This window comes from Photobacterium sp. 2_MG-2023, assembly GCF_030547675.1.
Lineage (GTDB): Bacteria > Pseudomonadota > Gammaproteobacteria > Enterobacterales > Vibrionaceae > Photobacterium > Photobacterium arenosum.
Genome location: NZ_JAUOQQ010000004.1, coordinates 87,403 through 104,720 on the forward strand (window position 1 = coordinate 87,403; position 17,318 = coordinate 104,720).

General features: G+C 52.7%; 18 protein-coding genes. 10 read left to right on the forward strand and 8 right to left on the reverse strand.

Annotated features, from left to right (window positions below; translation table 11 throughout):
- Positions 1-6 precede the first annotated feature (6 nt).
- From rpoZ to Q4491_RS05040, 4 genes are all read right to left on the reverse strand, one after another.
- Positions 7-282 (reverse strand): DNA-directed RNA polymerase subunit omega, encoded by a 276-nt coding sequence (rpoZ, locus tag Q4491_RS05025; protein WP_027250547.1) that lies wholly within the window; start codon positions 280-282, stop codon positions 7-9.
- Positions 283-332: 50 nt separating this feature from the next.
- Positions 333-959, reverse strand: a complete 627-nt coding sequence (gene gmk / locus Q4491_RS05030) for a guanylate kinase (protein WP_192016009.1) — start codon at positions 957-959, stop codon at positions 333-335.
- Between the two features lie 145 nt (positions 960-1,104).
- Positions 1,105-2,169, reverse strand: coding sequence for a glycosyltransferase family 4 protein (locus Q4491_RS05035; protein ID WP_303455313.1), 1,065 nt, complete (start codon positions 2,167-2,169; stop codon positions 1,105-1,107).
- Complete coding sequence (locus Q4491_RS05040; protein WP_303455316.1) at positions 2,166-4,388, reverse strand: Gfo/Idh/MocA family oxidoreductase; 2,223 nt, start codon at positions 4,386-4,388, stop codon at positions 2,166-2,168. The genes Q4491_RS05035 and Q4491_RS05040 overlap by 4 nt, the downstream gene beginning before the upstream one ends.
- A 310-nt stretch (positions 4,389-4,698) precedes the next feature.
- On the opposite strand from Q4491_RS05040, the gene Q4491_RS05045 reads away from it, so the two are divergent.
- Positions 4,699-5,211 (forward strand): hypothetical protein, encoded by a 513-nt coding sequence (locus Q4491_RS05045; RefSeq protein ID WP_303455319.1) that lies wholly within the window; start codon positions 4,699-4,701, stop codon positions 5,209-5,211.
- Between the two features lie 8 nt (positions 5,212-5,219).
- On the opposite strand, the gene Q4491_RS21515 is transcribed toward Q4491_RS05045, so the two are convergent.
- Positions 5,220-7,424, reverse strand: coding sequence for a plasmid pRiA4b ORF-3 family protein (locus Q4491_RS21515; RefSeq protein ID WP_368393397.1), 2,205 nt, complete (start codon positions 7,422-7,424; stop codon positions 5,220-5,222).
- Between the two features lie 145 nt (positions 7,425-7,569).
- On the opposite strand from Q4491_RS21515, the gene Q4491_RS05055 reads away from it, so the two are divergent.
- Positions 7,570-7,872, forward strand: a complete 303-nt coding sequence (locus tag Q4491_RS05055; protein ID WP_303455620.1) for a hypothetical protein — start codon at positions 7,570-7,572, stop codon at positions 7,870-7,872.
- A gap of 588 nt (positions 7,873-8,460) precedes the next feature.
- Here Q4491_RS05055 and Q4491_RS05060 read toward each other — a convergent pair.
- A complete protein-coding gene (locus Q4491_RS05060; RefSeq protein ID WP_192016003.1) occupies positions 8,461-9,324 on the reverse strand; it encodes a YicC/YloC family endoribonuclease in 864 nt (287 codons plus the stop codon).
- 190 nt (positions 9,325-9,514) lie between these two features.
- Between Q4491_RS05060 and rph the strand changes: the two genes are divergently transcribed.
- Positions 9,515-10,231 (forward strand): ribonuclease PH, encoded by a 717-nt coding sequence (rph, locus tag Q4491_RS05065; protein WP_192016002.1) that lies wholly within the window; start codon positions 9,515-9,517, stop codon positions 10,229-10,231.
- 125 nt (positions 10,232-10,356) lie between these two features.
- Entirely contained in the window at positions 10,357-10,998 is a 642-nt protein-coding gene (gene pyrE, locus Q4491_RS05070) for an orotate phosphoribosyltransferase (RefSeq protein WP_192016001.1), read from the forward strand.
- A 140-nt stretch (positions 10,999-11,138) separates the two neighbouring features.
- Here the strand turns inward: pyrE and slmA are convergent, their stop codons facing one another.
- Both slmA and coaBC read right to left on the reverse strand, forming a co-directional pair.
- A complete protein-coding gene (gene slmA / locus Q4491_RS05075; protein ID WP_027250562.1) occupies positions 11,139-11,729 on the reverse strand; it encodes a nucleoid occlusion factor SlmA in 591 nt (196 codons plus the stop codon).
- A gap of 207 nt (positions 11,730-11,936) precedes the next feature.
- Positions 11,937-13,148 carry a bifunctional phosphopantothenoylcysteine decarboxylase/phosphopantothenate--cysteine ligase CoaBC gene (gene coaBC / locus Q4491_RS05080; protein WP_303455326.1) on the reverse strand — a complete coding sequence of 404 codons (1,212 nt, stop codon included), beginning with the start codon at positions 13,146-13,148 and terminating at the stop codon, positions 11,937-11,939.
- A 258-nt stretch (positions 13,149-13,406) separates the two neighbouring features.
- Here coaBC and radC point away from each other — a divergent pair, with 258 nt between their 5' ends.
- The 6 genes from radC to Q4491_RS05110 all read left to right on the forward strand — a co-directional run bounded on the left by radC (position 13,407) and on the right by Q4491_RS05110 (position 17,283).
- A complete protein-coding gene (gene radC / locus Q4491_RS05085; RefSeq protein WP_303455329.1) occupies positions 13,407-14,081 on the forward strand; it encodes a DNA repair protein RadC in 675 nt (224 codons plus the stop codon).
- A gap of 204 nt (positions 14,082-14,285) precedes the next feature.
- Complete coding sequence (rpmB, locus tag Q4491_RS05090; protein ID WP_192015998.1) at positions 14,286-14,522, forward strand: 50S ribosomal protein L28; 237 nt, start codon at positions 14,286-14,288, stop codon at positions 14,520-14,522.
- A 13-nt stretch (positions 14,523-14,535) separates the two neighbouring features.
- Complete coding sequence (rpmG, locus tag Q4491_RS05095; RefSeq protein ID WP_005371942.1) at positions 14,536-14,703, forward strand: 50S ribosomal protein L33; 168 nt, start codon at positions 14,536-14,538, stop codon at positions 14,701-14,703.
- A gap of 128 nt (positions 14,704-14,831) precedes the next feature.
- Positions 14,832-15,317 (forward strand): hypothetical protein, encoded by a 486-nt coding sequence (locus tag Q4491_RS05100; protein WP_303455378.1) that lies wholly within the window; start codon positions 14,832-14,834, stop codon positions 15,315-15,317.
- 41 nt (positions 15,318-15,358) lie between these two features.
- Positions 15,359-16,168 carry a bifunctional DNA-formamidopyrimidine glycosylase/DNA-(apurinic or apyrimidinic site) lyase gene (gene mutM / locus Q4491_RS05105; RefSeq protein ID WP_303455380.1) on the forward strand — a complete coding sequence of 270 codons (810 nt, stop codon included), beginning with the start codon at positions 15,359-15,361 and terminating at the stop codon, positions 16,166-16,168.
- Positions 16,169-16,251: 83 nt separating this feature from the next.
- Entirely contained in the window at positions 16,252-17,283 is a 1,032-nt protein-coding gene (locus Q4491_RS05110) for an NAD-dependent epimerase (RefSeq protein WP_303455383.1), read from the forward strand.
- The last annotated feature ends 35 nt before the right edge of the window (positions 17,284-17,318 follow it).

Sequence of the window (17,318 nt, forward strand, 5' to 3'; positions counted from 1 at the left end):
CTTGAATTAGCGCTGGTTACCTGCAATAGCACTGACCGCCGCCAGTTCTGCGGCTTCCTGCTCTTGCATTTCCTGACGCTCACGTGCATCCAGAATGTCTTTCGTGATCAGGCCTTCTTCGATCTCGCGCAGTGCGATCACTGTGTACTTGTCATTCTCTTCAGGAACCAATGGATCCTTACCGCCAGTCTGCATTTGACGTGCACGGCGAGAAGCAATTTGGATCAGGTCGAAACGGTTGCCGATTTTATCAACAGCATCTTGAACAGTTACACGTGCCATCGAGGACTCCAGTGGGTTTAATAAAAAGACGGAAAATTGTACAAAATTACTTACTGTTGCGCCAGTAGCGCAGTCAACATGCTGCTATATTTAGCAGCTTGCTTGTCTTGCTTCAATCGCTCAGCGCGGATGATCGCTTTAAAATCGATTAATGCGACATCAAAATCGTCATTCACGATCACATAGTCGTACTCTGTGAAATGCGAGATTTCTGAGCGTGCTTCATCCATGCGTCTGGCGATAACGGCTTCGCTGTCCTGACCGCGGGCGTTCAGACGACGCTCCAGCTCATCTTTGGACGGCGGCAGTATAAAAATACTTTTGGCTGCTGGCATCAGCAGGCGGATCTGCTGCGCGCCCTGCCAGTCGATGTCGAGAAACACATCGATGCCTTTGTTCAGCTGCTGTTCGATCCACAGGCGTGACGTGCCATAGAAGTTACCGAACACTTCGGCATGTTCCAGAAACGCACCCTGTTCAGCCAGTTCTTTAAATTCTTCCACGCCGATAAAATTGTAATGCACACCATGAACTTCACCCGGACGCATACCGCGTGTGGTGTGGGATACGGAGACTTTCATGTCATAGGTCGGGTTGGTTTCCAGCAGGGCGTTGATCAGGCTGGATTTACCTGCGCCGCTGGGTGCCGAAACTATGTAAAGCGTGCCTTTGCTCATTACCATTGTCACTCAAGTGGAAGAAAGGGCGCGCAGGGTATCACGAACTGCAGCTAAATTGAATCGGCACGTGTAAGTTTCGCTCTCGGGCCAAAAACTGCGTTTGTCACCCTGCTCTTATAAAAAATAGCAGCTTGTTGCCGGGTTAGCGGATCGGGGCAGTGAGGCGGGTGAAATTCTCCAGCATGTTCTGGAAGCTGTAGTGCTGGCGGGCTTTCTGGTAATTGGCTTCTCCTATCGCTTGCCAGTGCCTGGGTTCAGACAGTATCCGGCGAAACGCGCTGGCGTAGTGAGCGGGCGGCACCACAAAAGGGGTGTTTTCCGCGGCCACTATGGTTTTTACATCGCCGACATCGGTGGCGACGACCGGCAGGGCGGCGGCCATGGCTTCCAGCACAGATAGCGGCATCTGCTCGGTATCGGACGACAGGCAAAAGATGTCGCCCTGTGCCAGAAATCCCCAGACATCATCAATGCGTCCGGCCAGCCTGACACTGTTGGTCAGATTAAGGCTATCTATGTAAGCCTCAAGTTCAGTCAGCATAGGGCCATCGCCGCCTATCAGTAAGCGACTGTGGGTGGCTTGGCTGGCAAAGGTGTCGATCAGGCGGTGGAGGTTTTTCTCGGCGCGTAAGCTCGCCAGGGTAATCAGTGTGGTGAGCGCGGAAGGCGGCCCTTTGCTGATTGCCTCCGGCATGGCAATACCATTGGGAAAATAGTGCAGCCGCTGAGCGGGGATCTGCCAGTGCTGGCGGGCAATGGCCATCAGGGTGTGAGATGGCACCACGACCTGAGTCTGACCGCTGAGCGCATGGCGGCGGAACAGATTGCGGCGCCGGTACAGTTGGCTGGCTTCATCCGGGCTGAATCCGTCCTCCCAGTGAATGCCGCGACACAGGTGCAGCAGGCGATTGCAAAACGCCCATTCTATCGCGCCCCAGTTGTAGGTCATCAGAATATCGGACTGATGATGGCTGAGCGTGCGGTGAATGGCGTGCAACCGCTGCGGCAGGCTCATGGCTTTCAGTGTCGGCATCGGCAGGAACTCGGCCTGCACATCGGTTGCCAGCCGGGACATCGCCTGGCTGGCGCCGTCCAGCGAGATAATGGTGTGGCGATATTGGCCGGACAAAGCATTGGCCAGCTGTGCGAAGCGGATCTGCGGGCCGCCAACGGCAAAGGTTGAAAACACATGCAGTATGCGGGTCATTCTGATGCCACCTTGTCAGCTTGCACGGGGAGCGGAACGGGTTTTTCATTACGGGGGGCTTCTGCGGCTGGCATAGTCGCGGGCGGCGTTCTGTGAACCAGAATCGCGTGTTGATAGAAGCAGTCCCAGTCGCTGACTGGCTGCCAGTTCAGCAAACGCTTTTCGACACTGGTATCAAAGCGCGCATTCAGGGCGCGGGATCGCAGATCCCGCAGCGCGGGCAGCAGGGTGTTGCGGCCGGACAGGCGTTTGATGGCCCACTTGCCCAGCTCCTGCAGATACAGCCAGAAGGTGAACTGCGGCACATAGCGGTAGGGACGGCCCAGTCCTTTGCTGATCATGGCCACATATTCACGCGCGCTGGGGCGCACATCACCGACCAGATTCAATGACCTGCCGGCAATGCCCGGCACTGTGAGGGCGGAAACCGTGGCGCTGGCGACATCCTCGGCCAGGACAAAAGGCAGGGGATTGTGGCCTAAGTTCCAGCCGATAAAGTACTGGTTGTTATTAAAAAAGCCGACACCTGTGTGATTGACCGGCCCCCCCTGGCCGACCACAATGCCGGGCCGGAGCACGACCAGATCTTGCCCCTTGCTCTCATGCAGCAGCAGGTGATCCGCCATGGCTTTGGCGCGGGCGTAATGTGCCCGCTGATCAGCGGCGGGATCCGGCGGTGTGTCACTGTGAATCATAATCCTGTCGCTGCCGAGATAGAGCGAGGCGATGGAGCCAAGATGCACCAGCCGGGTGATCTGGTGTGTCTGGCAGGCCTGGGCAATATCACGGGCCGAATCGACCATGGCGTGCTTGATCGCCTCCCAGTCACCGCTGGCACCGCCGTGGGCCAGGTTGATGACGTAAGTAGCACGCTGCACCGCTTCATCAAGGGCGGCAGGGTCGCACACATCCCCCTGGATCAGCTGAACGGTCGGCTGGTGATATAAAGCGGGTAAGGCCTGAATATTGCGCGCCATGACACCCACTGAATAGTGCTTGGCCAGCAATTGCTCCACCACATGACGGCCAATGAAGCCGGTGCCGCCAATCACCAGCACATCGAAAGGCTGGAAGTCATCTTCGATTGCGTGATTACCGGGCGGTGTGGTTGCTGTCAGCCGATCTGCGCCCTGGGTTTGGCTGGCCAGATAGTGGCACAGGGCCACCAGATCACGGCCAAATTCCCCATCATGCAGTAAGGGCTGCCCGGTAGAGATAGCCTGATAGAACTGGCTGATACTGGTTTTCATCGACAGCAAAAAAGGGTCCTGCGAAGCTTTGAGACCGGCCGTGGTCAAGGCATAGTTGGTGAACTGCCGTAGCCCTTGCGACAGCAGGCTGCCTGCCTGGGCGCAGGCGGTCACCGCGGTATCCAGCGCAGGCAGAAAACGACTGCGGCTTTGCACTATGGTTTGCTGGCGGACAAAATCCAGCCTCAGACAGCCGTCTTCGCCGGTGATCTGCATTTCCCACACCGGAAAGTCCTGACCCATTGCAAAAGTAAAATGCACCGGGATGTCCAGCTCACCAATGGCATCTAAACGTTGAATAAAAGGCTGGCCATTACTGAGCCGCTGGATCTGGCTTAGCTTACCCAACATCTTATTAGCCATCGACTGTGCTGTCGGGCGTCCGAACAGGCTCATCAGTTGCGACAGCGGATGCACGGCCTGCTCCAGCAGTAAGTTGACGGGCTGGCGGAACATCCAGTGACTGAACTGACCGGCCGTCAGCTGGCGTAATGGCATTTCATAGCGCAGGGAAACCGATTTGACCGGGCCAATATCATTATTGGCCAGATGCTGCTTTGCCCGCTCCATCACAGGGTGAAAGATGAAATTCTGGTTAACGGCCAGGGTGACGCCATGTTGCTGAGCCAGGCTAATCAGCGCCTCGCACTCCTCTTCGGTTTCAGCCAGCGGTTTCTCGACCAGCACATGTTTGCCGTGACTGAGCAGCTGGCTGGCCAGCGCATAATGCAGATTGGGCGGGGTCAGCACATGGGCGGCGGTAAATTCGGTTTCAGCCAGCGCCTGCTCCACAGTGCTGAAGTACAACGGAATGTGGTGACGCTCTGCCAGTGCTTGTGCGGCAGAGAGATTGGGATCGACAACAGCACAGAGCCGGATACCGTCCAGCGACCGGAGCGCCGCAGCGTGAACATCCGATATGTAACCCGCACCTATCAGGATGACTTTATTGTCTGTTTTTGCTGTCATGCTTTTGCCCTTCTGCATTATCCCTTGAAAATCAGTGGCTAGCTGCGGCTGTTAATTGAACTTTTATGCTATATTTTCGCCGCTATTGTTAACTATAGTCAGTGCAGGCAGGTACTGAGCGTCGACGTAGTAAAGTCATGCAAAAGTTGAGGTAAGAAGATGAAAACAGCGGGGAGAAGCGAGGGAAATATCCCTTGCCTGATCGGGTTTGAGTCGGATCTGCTAACCTGATTATCAGGCTTATTTGTGATTTATTGCCGGGCTAGGTGGCCAGCACTCTTCATTACATCGCTACACGGAGTCCAACAAGATGCCGATTCGCTCTCTGTTTTTTTGTCTGCTCTTGCTGTTAACCGGATGCGGCAGCACTGGAGCTGATTCATCGGGTCCAGCCAGCTATCACTACAGCAATGATTGGTGGTACGACGATTACCTCTATTACTGGCACCATTATTATCCGAACTGCTGCCAGGGTGATGGTGAATACAAGGATATGGTGTCAGACTGGTGGCAAAGTCTGGATCCGGACAAGCAGCAGGAGATCAAAAACAAGTTTGACAACTGGCAGGGTGATCGTGCTGATATTGCCGACAATCTGCCGGCGGTCAAAGCCCAGCTTGATCAGAAATGGCAGAGTCTGCCGCCGGAGACGCAACAGCGCGTCCGACAGCAATTGCAAACCCGCCGCGAGCAGGGGCCTGTCGACCGCTCTGCCATTCGCGCGAACCGTCCGGCTGTTCAGCGCGGCATGATGAACCGGCCAAACATTGGCGCGGGTCAACTTCGCGGTCTGGGAGGCGGCAGACTGCGGGGCAGAATGTAGATGTGATCCTAACTTATTGTATTTTCAATCAGGGTATTAACCTGATCTTTATCGAATTGGCGTGCATTCCAGTCGTCATCCATACCGTACCACATCAGCTGATCCTGCTCGTCTTCACTGAGGTTTTTCTTCTTGGTCAGCGCCAGCAGTAACGCATAGCCCCAAATTCCGCCGCAATCCTCTGGCGGACAGGCACCGTTTCCTGCAGTGACTTTGGGAAGGCTGCAACCTCGTTTATTGATCTTCTCTAAGGAGATGCGGTGCTCCCAGTGGTCACCATAATCATAGATGTAGTCTATGCGGTCGCCTTCTTCTTGCAGTACTGCCATCAATGGGATGTCATCAGCAGGCAAGTCAGTTTCATCGGTATTATCAATGTGGCCCAGTGGAGTATGGAACATATAGAGATGGGCATTCTCCCATCCCATGATGTCTTGCAGAAGTTGATGGAAGGATTCTAAATCCATCGCGCTGGAAACGGTAAAGCGACGCCATATTTTAGGTTTTGAACCCACCAGTTCAACTTTGATCACGTACCCTGTCGGCGAAGCAATATGTTGATCGAGTAAGGCAAGCTTATTCTGGTGATCACGATGCAGCAGGCTCTCTTCGGCTAACCAGTCAAACAGTGGGAAGCTTTTTTGGCCAAGATTGCCTTCTGCAAGCAGATAGGCACTTGCCAGATAAAGTTGTGGACTGGAAATAACCAGAGAAGGCGGTTGCTGATAGTAAAACGACAGCAATCCAGCCAGCGCAAGCGCTTCAACATAAGGCTGTGGGTTGCTCAGGTAATAGTGATCTCTGACCTGTCGTGGTTTCGTAAAACGCGGGGCGATATTATCGATAATCCAGCTGCGAGTCATTGGTGTGTTGAGCAGAAATTTACTGCTTTTGCGATTTTTTTCTTTCCATGCAGGGTCTTGGCTATCGATCTTACATACCTGAGAGACTCGGTTCAGATCGAAGGGTTGTGGCTCGGTCCATTGCGGAGGGAGCAAGGCCAGTAACTGGAGCATTTCCACATTCATTTTTTCTGGACTGTTTAGCTGCGTCGCCAAAGCCCAGGGAATCACATGGCTCAGTAATAGTGGATCGCACGGTATTGCTTGTAGTTCATTGGAAAAGGCATTTGCAATCTGTCTGTATTGAGCCTGTTCGATGTGGGGGGTAAAGTAGCTATCCACTAAACCATAACCTACACGGAATACGCTACCTATCAGGTGCTGAGCCTTTGTCTCCGGCTCTTTTATCAGACCACAGAAGAGGATGGATTGATTGCCATCCGCGAACGAAGCGTAAAGCTCAACCACTTGGCAAGGTGCGTTTTGTCTGGCGTATTTCATCGCCAGTCGGCTCCACTCAGGAAGGTGGGCCTTGACTGCGTCATCGCCAAAACGCTGCACCAGTGTGAGGTAGTTGCGGTTGGTGAGTTGTTTCCACTTTTTATCGGGTAGCTGGGTGAGAAGTTCTGCCGCGACCTGGCCTAATTCCGGCTCTTGATGCAGGGTGAGTAATAGCAGTGCATCGACTATCCAGTCGTTTGAAACAAAGCTGGGGAGCATTAACCTCACGGCATCCGGCGGCAATATAGCCAGATCATCACTGATAAAATGACAAAATTCAAAGCCGGTTCGAATACCCTGCTGCTGGATTATCTCATTCATTGCTGCTGCCATTTGTTCGGGGGCGAGGGAAGCAGAATAATGATTTTCCGATGTTTGCATCTGCATTTCGGTTAAGCGAGCGAGGATTTGCTGATCAATCGGCAACTGATGCGCTTTGATGATTTTGACCATTTCATAGGTCATCAAGAGGTTCATTGTCTTATGTTGAATCTGTTCAATGATGGTATCGCTGAGCTGCTGTGGTAGCTGTTGATTGGGGGAGCCGCGCAGGTGAATACACAGCTCATTGATCATGTAATCAAAATACTGCAGAAAGGTCTTACCACACTTCTCTGAAACGTCTTCAGGCATATTGATGCCAAAGGGAAGCGAGAGCATCAGTATTTGTGGATCGGATAAAAACGCAATTTCACTTCTGTGCAGTTGAGTGAGAGGTGTGCTTGAGAGGATTAGTTCCCATAGCTTCTTCAGTTGTGATGGATTGTGGGATTTCATCAAAGTGCCTAAAAATAATAAATCGACAGTGTATGAATTTTTCGCCGCCTCAGCCAGAATAAAAGCGGAAGAGGGTGAAGGCGGGCTGGGCATTTGAAATGCGGTATTCGGCGGCGATGAGATAGTGGCAAAATTCTGTTCACCAGAAGCCTTGAAATGTTGCCAGTTCCTACCATTAAAAAGTTTGAGCTTACAGGGCAAATGTCATTTCGCCAGCTATGGTTGCTGTGGCAGTCGTTTGACCAGTGTTATCATCTGGCTCTTTATGTTGTGGCGCTTGCAAAACCATACCAGCCCAGATCAATTAATTGATGATATCGTCACGGCCTTCCCTGATTTATTGCGCCAGGTCGAGCCAGACGATTACTACTCGCCAGAAAAAAGGCTTGGCGTGTTAATTGAATCGCGCTTTATTGAACGCTTTTTACAGTTTTGGGGATTTGTCACTGTCGATCCTAAACGGTTTGCTTCAGAAGATCGCAAACCGCCAAAAGTGCAGCTTCAGCCGTTGTTAGCGCAAACATTCCAATTCACACTTTAGCACTAATAAAACGTTAAACAGGTTACCGTGAGCGAATATCAATCCTACCGATTTGAGCGTCTGGACGGAGTTTTAGGCAGTAAACAACGCCAAGCTCTGAGGCAAATTTCAAGCCGTGCTGAGATCACCGCCACGTCTTTTCAGGTGTATTATCACTACAGCGGTTTAAAGGCTGAGACGGCTGATGTTGTACTCAACTACTCATGACTCCTACCGAATGGGTGGTATTCGTTTTAAGCGATCCGGCTCAGCTGATTTTCTTGACCGTGATTTTTTAGACAATAACCAACAAAGGTTGGAAGTTATCACCGGCTTATGACTTAAACCCGATCGTTGGCAAGCATGGGCTTCATCTGAATATTACCGACACAGACAACGCGCTTAACTACCATTTCTTATGAAACAGGCTGAAAACTTTCTGGCGTCCGCAAGGGACATTAAATGGAATTTTGCCTATCACTTAATCAGCAATTGGCAACGGACAACTGCAAACCTTTTTGGACGGGAAAAATAAAAAAGCCCTGTATTTACAATGCTCTTAACAAGGGAATACAGGGCTTCTGAGACGTGCTTGGATGGATGAAGAACTTATTCTATATTCTGAATTTGCTCGCGCATCTGCTCAATCAGCACTTTGAGCTCGACGGCTGAGGCGGTGATCTCTGTGTTGATGGATTTGGAAGCCAGGGTGTTCGATTCACGGTTGAATTCCTGCATCATGAAGTCCAGGCGTCGGCCACAGGCGCCGCCTTTTTTCAGGATTTTGTGGGTTTCTTTAACGTGGGAATCCAGGCGATCCAGCTCTTCGGCGACATCGCTTTTTTGCGCCAGCATAATCAGTTCCTGCTCGATGCGGTTGGCATCCAGCTCCACTTTGGCTTCTTCCAGACGGTTGAGAATGCGATCGCGTTGCCATTGCATAACTTCAGGCATCAGGGCGCGCACCTTGCCGGCTTCCTCTGAAATAGCGGCCAGACGCTGGTCAATCAGATCTTTCATATTGGCCCCTTCGCTGGCGCGTGCTGCCAGGAAGTCGTCCACCGCGCCGTCAAATGCCGTCAGCAGCTCTTGGTTGATGGTGTCCATGTCCTGCTCAGGCGTTTCCATCACGCCGGGCCAGTTCAGCACCTGAAACGGACCGATATTGCCTTCACCTGCGGCTTCTTTTACCCAGCTTGCTGCCTTGATCACCTGCTTGGCCAACTGCTCGTTGATACGCAGTTCGCTGCTGGAAGCCGGATTGGCTTCAAAGCGCAGGCTGCATTCGACTTTGCCCCGGGCCAGACGTTGGCGGAAGCGCTCGCGCAGGACAGGCTCCAGGCTGCGGAACTGTTCTGGCAGGCGCAGGTAAGTTTCCAGGTATCGTTGGTTTACCGAGCGGATTTCCCAAACGGCACTGCCCCAGTCGCCTTTTACTTCGCGACGGGCATAGGCGGTCATACTGTGAATCATTGGCTGTCGGCCCTTAAGAAATGATGGCTTGATTATACGCGCCGGTACGAATAATGGAAATCTCTCCGGGGCGGGAGCCTGCTGACAAGCGTGCACTGCGGCGCAGATCTGGCTATAATCGCCGGTTAATGTCTGTCGGCCGCACAGCGGCTTTGTTATCAGCACTCAATATCAGCCAAGGTGAAACCCGATGCGTCCAAGTGGAAGAAGTGCCAGTCAAGTTCGTCCTATTACTATCACCCGTCATTTCACCGCCCATGCCGAAGGGTCGGTATTGGTTGAGTTTGGCGATACCAAGGTCATTTGTACTGCCAGCGTTGAAGAAAATGTGCCGCGCTGGCTGAAAGGCAAAGGCCAGGGCTGGGTAACGGCGGAATACGGTATGCTGCCACGCGCGACTCATTCCCGTAACCGTCGCGAAGCGGCTAACGGTAAGCAGGGCGGGCGGACACTGGAAATTCAGCGCCTGATTGCCCGCAGCCTGCGCGCGGCAGTGGATCTGGAAGTGCTGGGTGAGCAGATGATCACGGTCGACTGTGATGTGATTCAGGCCGACGGTGGTACGCGCACCGCATCTATCACAGGGGCCATGGTGGCACTGACAGATGCGATTAATCTGATGCTGGAAAAAGGCCAGCTCAAGAAAAACCCGCTGAAAACCACTATCGCTGCCGTGTCTGTGGGCATCTACCAGGGTACGCCAGTGTGCGATCTGGATTATGCGGAAGACTCGAATGCCGAGACCGATATGAATGTCATTATGAACAGTGATGGCAAGATTATTGAGATTCAGGGGACGGCTGAAGGAGATGCCTTTAGCACTGAAGAATTAATGGAGATGCTGTCGTTAGCCAAAGACGGCATTGCCGAGATCATCACTATCCAGCAGGCTTCGCTGGAAAGTTAATGTTTTTGGAGCGGTTCCTGTCGGAGCCGCTTTTTTTTGCCTGCAGCAAGCTAAGGCTGCGGGGGATTGACCGGCCAGCGCCCGTGTCTGGCTGAAGCATGCGACCAATCGCTCGAGGAGAAACAATGAAAGCATATCAGCGTCAGTTCATCGAATTTGCTTTGGAAAAAGGCGTATTGAAGTTTGGTGAGTTCACCCTGAAGTCTGGCCGTCAGAGCCCGTATTTCTTTAATGCCGGCCTGTTTAATACTGGTCGCGATCTGGCGCGTCTGGGCCGCTTTTATGCCGCGGCACTGGCAGATTCCGGTATTGAGTTTGATGTCTTGTTTGGTCCTGCTTATAAAGGCATTCCGATCGCGACCACGACAGCGGTCGCGCTGGCCGATCACCATGATGTGGACACGCCTTACTGTTTTAACCGCAAAGAAGCCAAAAACCACGGTGAAGGCGGCAATCTGGTGGGCAGCCCGCTGGAAGGCCGCATTATGCTGGTTGATGATGTGATTACGGCTGGCACGGCAATCCGCGAGTCGATGGAAATCATCCAGGCCAATGGAGCAGATCTGGCCGGTGTGCTGGTGGCGATTGACCGTCAGGAAAAAGGCAAAGGCGAACTCTCTGCGATTCAGGAAGTCGAGCGCGACTTCGGTTGTGCAGTGATCTCTATTGTTTCTCTGGGTGATGTGGTGAGCTATCTGGAAGAGCAGGATGGTATGGACGCGCACCTGGAAGCGGTGAAAGCGTATCGCGCTCAGTATGGTATCTGATTGATTCTGCTTGTTGCAGGGCAGAGCGTGCAAAGGAAAAGGGTTGGCAATGTGCCAACCCTTTTTTCTGTGTTCTGAATACGACTGCGTTCTCGATACTGATGTGTGCTGAGCCCGATACAAGAGAGGAGATGAAAAGGTTAGCTCAGTTGACCGGTCAGCAGTTCCCAGTAAGCATCGAAATTGTCATTCGGCTTGTGACGGAAGCTGGAGCGCACAAAGCGGTTATAGCTGCCTTCTACCTGGCCCAGCAGCTGGGCGGATAACAGGTTTTCATCAATGGGGAAACCACGGCCTTCGCGCAGTTTGCGCTCACGCAGGATCTGACGCAGCTGGGTTTCAATGCGCTCGAACAGCTGGTTGATACGCGACTGTAACCTGTCTTGCTCAAACATCAGGGCATGGCCTGTCATGATGCGGGTAAGCCCGGGGTTGCGCTCGGCAAATACCAGCAATAACTGCAGCACCATACGCAGGCGGGTCATGGTGTCTTTTTCGTCATCCAGGATACGGTTAATACGTGTAGTGATCGAGTCTTCAATAAATTCGATCAAGCCTTCAAACATACGGGCTTTACTGGGAAAGTGGCGATACAGTGCCGCTTCGGAAACGCCCACCTGAGCAGCCAGTTTAGCGGTAGTAATGCGCTGACTCCCCTGGTTGGATTCCAGCATTTCAGCCAGCGCTTGTAAGATTTCTTCGCGGCGGTTGTTTTTTTTATTGCCAGCCATGAATAACCGTTCCTTTTCGATATAAGACTGTGTCCGGACAGAAAAAGCCTGATTATCTTAGCCATGCGCACAGGGCATGGAAAGTGTCTGGATCAGGCAGTGTTATCTGTATCGACAGCCAGAGTGTAAGCTTGAGAGCTGGCTGCCAAAAATGAATGAACCGCTTAGTGCTTTTGCCGGTTTCGCTGAGAGTTCAACGAAATCGGCTTAGTCTTGCGCTTTGTAGCGGTTGATGATCTCAGTAATTAATTGTCGCCCCAGTGATGCTTTGTCTGTCAGGGGCAGCGCCTTGTCACCGTTCTTCCAATACAGGTGAAGGGCATTGCTATCACTGTTAAATCCTTGTCCCTGCTGCGCGACATCATTGGCACAAATCAGGTCGAGGTTTTTACGCTGCAGCTTGTCCTGCGCATAGCGCGCGACGTCTTGCGTTTCGGCAGCAAAGCCTACCGTAAACGGACGTTGGTCAGTCAGAGCAGCGACGCTGGCGATAATATCCGGATTTTTCACCAGTTTCAGTGCCAGCTCGTCTTGTCCTTGCTGTTTTTTCATTTTTTGTGACGCGATTTCCGCCGGGCGGAAATCGGCCACTGCCGCGCAGCCAATAAAAATATCATGCGCCTTTGCCTGCTCAGTGGCGGCCTGGTGCATGTCTACAGCACTTTCCACATTGATACGGTTAACGCCGGCCGGGGTGGCAAGGTTGACCGGGCCACTGATCAGCGTGACGCTGGCACCGCGTTGTGCTGCAGCCTGCGCGATGGCGAAGCCCATTTTGCCTGAGCTGTGGTTGGAGAGGTAGCGTACCGGATCCAGGGCTTCTCTGGTCGGGCCGGCAGTAATGGCGATACGGACACCGGCCAGGTCTTGTGGCTGGCATGCGTTTTCTATCTCACTTACCAGTGCCATAGGTTCCAGCATCCGACCCGGGCCGACATCGCCACAGGCTTGCTCGCCGCTGGCTGGACCCCAGATTCTATGTCCCCAGCTTGCCAGCACAGACAAGTTATCCTGGGTGACAGGCTGACGATACATTTGCTGGTTCATGGCGGGCGCGACAGCAATAGGCGCGCTGGTGGCCAGACATAAAGTCGTCAGCAGGTCGTTGCCCATACCGGCACGAAGCCGGGCAATCAGATCGGCGGAGGCGGGTGCCAGCAGCACTAAATCGGCCCATTTTGCCAGTTCAATATGGCCCATGGAGGCTTCGGCGGCGGGGTCGAGCAGGCTGTCGGCCACCGGGTGACCGGAAACGGCCTGCATGGTAAGCGGGGTAATGAATTCCTTGGCGGCCGGGGTCATGACGACGCGAACCTCTGCGCCTCGTTCAATCAGACGCCGTGTCAGCTCTGCACACTTGTATGCTGCGATGCCGCCGCTGATCCCCAGAAGTATTTTCTTTCCTGCCAGAGTTTTCATTCGCTTGCCTGTGTCGTGAAAAAACTGGCAACAAGATATCACCAAAGTGATGAGGTTTCATCGCTTTAGTCGTGAGAAAAATGCCGTCAGGCTGTGATGGAGGGCAGAGACCGAGCTATCGCTCGACACGGCAAGGCCGGAACATTGTAACAAGACACCAGAGCTGCGCCTGCCGCCGCATTTTCAAGTACCGGGCTTTGTCTCGGGAGCAACATGTGCGTTTCTTTGGCGCAGACACAGTGAAAGGGTTGAAGCGCCATGGTATTGAAACATTTGCCTGCGGAATCGCGTCCCAGGGAGAAATTGCTGCAGCGTGGGGCCAATGCGCTGTCGGATGCAGAGCTGCTGGCCATTTTTCTACGCACGGGTCTGCCGGGCGTGAATGTGATTGAGCTGGCCGGCCAGCTGCTGGAAGAGTTCGGTTCTCTGCGTGCGTTACTGGCGGCTGATTGCAAAACCTTTTGCCAGCACAAAGGGTTGGGACCGGCTAAATATGTCCAGTTACAGGCGGTGCTGGAGATGAGCCTGCGTTATTTATCAGAGAAACTGGCAAAAGGGGATGCCCTCAGCAGCCCGGAATACACGCGGCAATATTTAAGCCGGATGCTGCGTGATCGCCACCGCGAGGCATTTTATGTGCTGTTTCTGGATAACCAGCACAGGGTGATTAGCGGTGAGGTGATGTTTGAAGGAACGATTGATGCCGCCAGTGTTTATCCGAGAGAAGTGGTAAAAAGATCACTGGAACTTAATGCAGCGGCGTTGATTTTAGCGCATAATCACCCCTCAGGCGTGGCGGAGCCAAGTCAGGCCGATCGGCGAATTACTCAGAGGATCAGCGATGCGCTGGCCTTGGTAGATATTCGGATCCTCGATCATTTTGTCGTCGGAGACGGGGAAGTGGTTTCTTTTGCTGAAAGAGGATGGCTGTAACTATCAAGCTGATTATTGTGCAGCTTGATGTCAAACTAGGCCGAAATTGATCAAAAAGACGAGAAAGGATCTGCTCGGGACTTGAGCAACTGGTTTTGACTTAGTATAATGCGCGACCTTTGATAGCTTCGGTTAGGTGGAATGCTTTTTGCGTTCGGTTAATCGCGGTTGATATCGAGCTGAAACGATTTGGAGAAGACAGTAATGTCCCGAGTATGCCAAGTAACTGGTAAACGTCCTGTAACGGGTAACAACCGTTCACACGCACGTAATGCCACCAAGCGTCGTTTTCTGCCGAACCTGCAAACTCATCGTTTCTGGGTAGAAAGCGAAAAACGCTTCGTTAAACTACGTCTTTCTGCGAAAGGCATGCGTATCATTGATAAGAAAGGTATTGATACCGTTCTGTCTGAAATGCGTGTTCGCGGCGAGAACGTTTAAGAGGATTTGAAGAATGGCTAAAGGCATTCGTGAGAAGATCCGTCTGGTATCATCTGCCGGCACAGGACACTTCTACACTACCGACAAAAACAAACGTAACATGCCAGGCAAATTTGAGATCAAGAAATTTGATCCAGTTGTTCGCCAGCACGTTTTGTACAAAGAAGCAAAAATCAAGTAATTGGTTTATTCTGCTTTTTGATAAAAACCCAGCCAAGGCTGGGTTTTTTTATGGCTGTCGTTTGAGGTGGCTTGGCTATCGCCCGCAAGCGGGCTACCATCACTGACGTGTATTGCGGAGAGGACGGCATGAAATTGTCACGGAAAGGATGGAATAACATCATCATTATCGGGGTGTTGCTTTTTGTCGCAATCATCCAATTACAGTCATTGCCGAAAGAGCGGATGGCCGGTCATGAACCGCAAGCGGCGAATACTGCTGGCCTGGTGCGGCTGCTCCCCCCGGATGCACAGGTGACCCGGCTGGCCTTACCCAATGTTGCTTTCACGCAAAGCGCTGGCCAATGGCAATCTGAGCCCGTCATAGCCGGTGATCCGTCGGCCATAGTGGCAAACTGGCAGGATGTCGCCGGTACTAAAATTGACTCAGAAACCTTTGCCCAGCTGAACGATAAGCTGGCATCGCCGCGTAGCGTGGAAGTGTGGCTGGAAAATCATGAAGAGCCTTACCGCCTGACTGTGTATCAGCTTCCTCAGTTCTGGTTATTGCAAAACTGGCAGGGAGAATGGCTGGCGATTACCGTCGAGGCCAGCTACCTGTTCCCTGAAATCTGATATCCTGCACTCACCAACAGCTAAGATTAACCAGAGAGAAGATGCCTGAATTACCTGAAGTTGAAGTCAGCCGCATGGGGATCACGCCTCATGTGGTGGGCCAGACCGTCATCAGTGTGACGGTTCGCAATGCCAGCCTGCGTTGGCCTATCCCTGCTGAATTACAGTTATTACAGGGGCAGATCATTCGTGGTGTGACGCGCAGAGCCAAATACTTGTTACTGGAAACGGATGCCGGTTTTGCCATTATTCATCTGGGGATGTCAGGCAGCTTACGTATCTTGCCCGCCGAAGTGCCACCGGTTAAACACGATCATGTTGATGTGCTGCTCGCCAGTGGTGAAGTGCTGCGTTATAACGACCCCCGCCGGTTTGGTGCCTGGCTGTGGCAGGAGCGTGACAGCGAACATCCTGTGCTGAGTAAGCTCGGGCCAGAGCCTTTGGCTGAGAACTTCGATGCCGGCTATCTGGCGAAAAAAGCCCAGGGCAAGCGCACCGTCATTAAACAGTTCATCATGGATAACCAGGTAGTAGTGGGTGTCGGTAACATCTATGCTAATGAGTCCCTGTTTGCGGCGCGTATTCATCCGCAGACTCCGGCAGGGCAACTGACGGCTGAGCGACTGGCTGCTCTGGTCGATGAAATCAAGCGGGTGCTGAGTAAGGCGATTGCTCAGGGCGGTACAACACTGAAAGATTTCAAACAAAGTGACGGTAAGCCGGGCTATTTTGCACAAGAGTTGCAAGTCTATGGAAAGGCGGGGAAACCCTGTCCGAACTGTGGACATATCCTGAATGAGGTCAAAATCGGCCAGCGTGCTACAGTCTATTGTAGTGAGTGCCAACGATAATAAGTTTGTCAGAGAGATAGGCCCTCATATCTGTCTTTAGGGAAGAGAAGGAGGGCAGCAACACGCCTTCTTCGGGGGTGTGCATGCGCATTTTGGTAACAGGAGTGGCCGGTTTCATTGGCAGTGCAGTGGCTCAGCGTTTGTGCCATATGGGCCATGAAGTGGTGGGCATTGATAATTTCAACAGCTACTACGATGTGAAGCTGAAACAGGCCAGAGTCAGGCATATTGCCCATCCGGCGCTTTTGGTGCTGGATTGCGATATCGCAGACAGGGAAGCCATTGCCCGTTTGTTTCTCACCCACAGATTTGAGAGAGTTATCCATCTGGCCGCGCAGGCCGGGGTTCGCTATTCGCTGGACAACCCTATGACCTACGCCGACAGTAATTTGATCGGCCACCTGACGATTCTGGAAGGTTGTCGCCGTCATCAGGTTGAGCATCTGGTGTATGCTTCTTCCAGCTCTGTGTATGGCCTTAATCGCAAGCAGCCTTTCTCGACCTCTGACAGCGTCGATCATCCGGTATCCCTGTATGCCGCCACCAAAAAAGCCAATGAACTGATGGCACACACCTATTCCCACCTCTATGGTCTGCCTACCACGGGCTTGCGCTTTTTTACTGTGTACGGGCCGTGGGGCAGACCTGACATGGCATTATTTCGTTTTGCTGAAGCGATCATGGCCGGGCAGCTGATCGAGGTATATAACCACGGCGATATGCAGCGCGATTTCACCTACATTGATGATATTGTCGAAGGTGTGGTCAGAATTCAGGATGTGGTTCCTGCCCGCCAGCCTGACTGGAGCGCCGAACAGGGCTCTGCGGCCAGTAGTTCCGCGCCGTACCGTGTGTATAACATCGGCCATGGTCAGCCGGTTAAGCTGATGGACTTTATTGCCGCGCTGGAAAAGGCACTGGGCAGAGAGGCCAGCAAAGACTTCCTGCCGATGCAGCCGGGCGACGTTTATGCCACCTTTGCCAACACCGACGATTTATTTGAGGCGACAGGATTCAGGCCACAGGTGGGTATTGAACAGGGGGTGCAGCAATTTGTGGACTGGTATCTGGGGTATTACGGGCATCAGGGGAAGGAAAACATGACGGCGCGCTAAGTGGCGAGCCGTCAGTTCTGAGTGTTCGGTTTGAG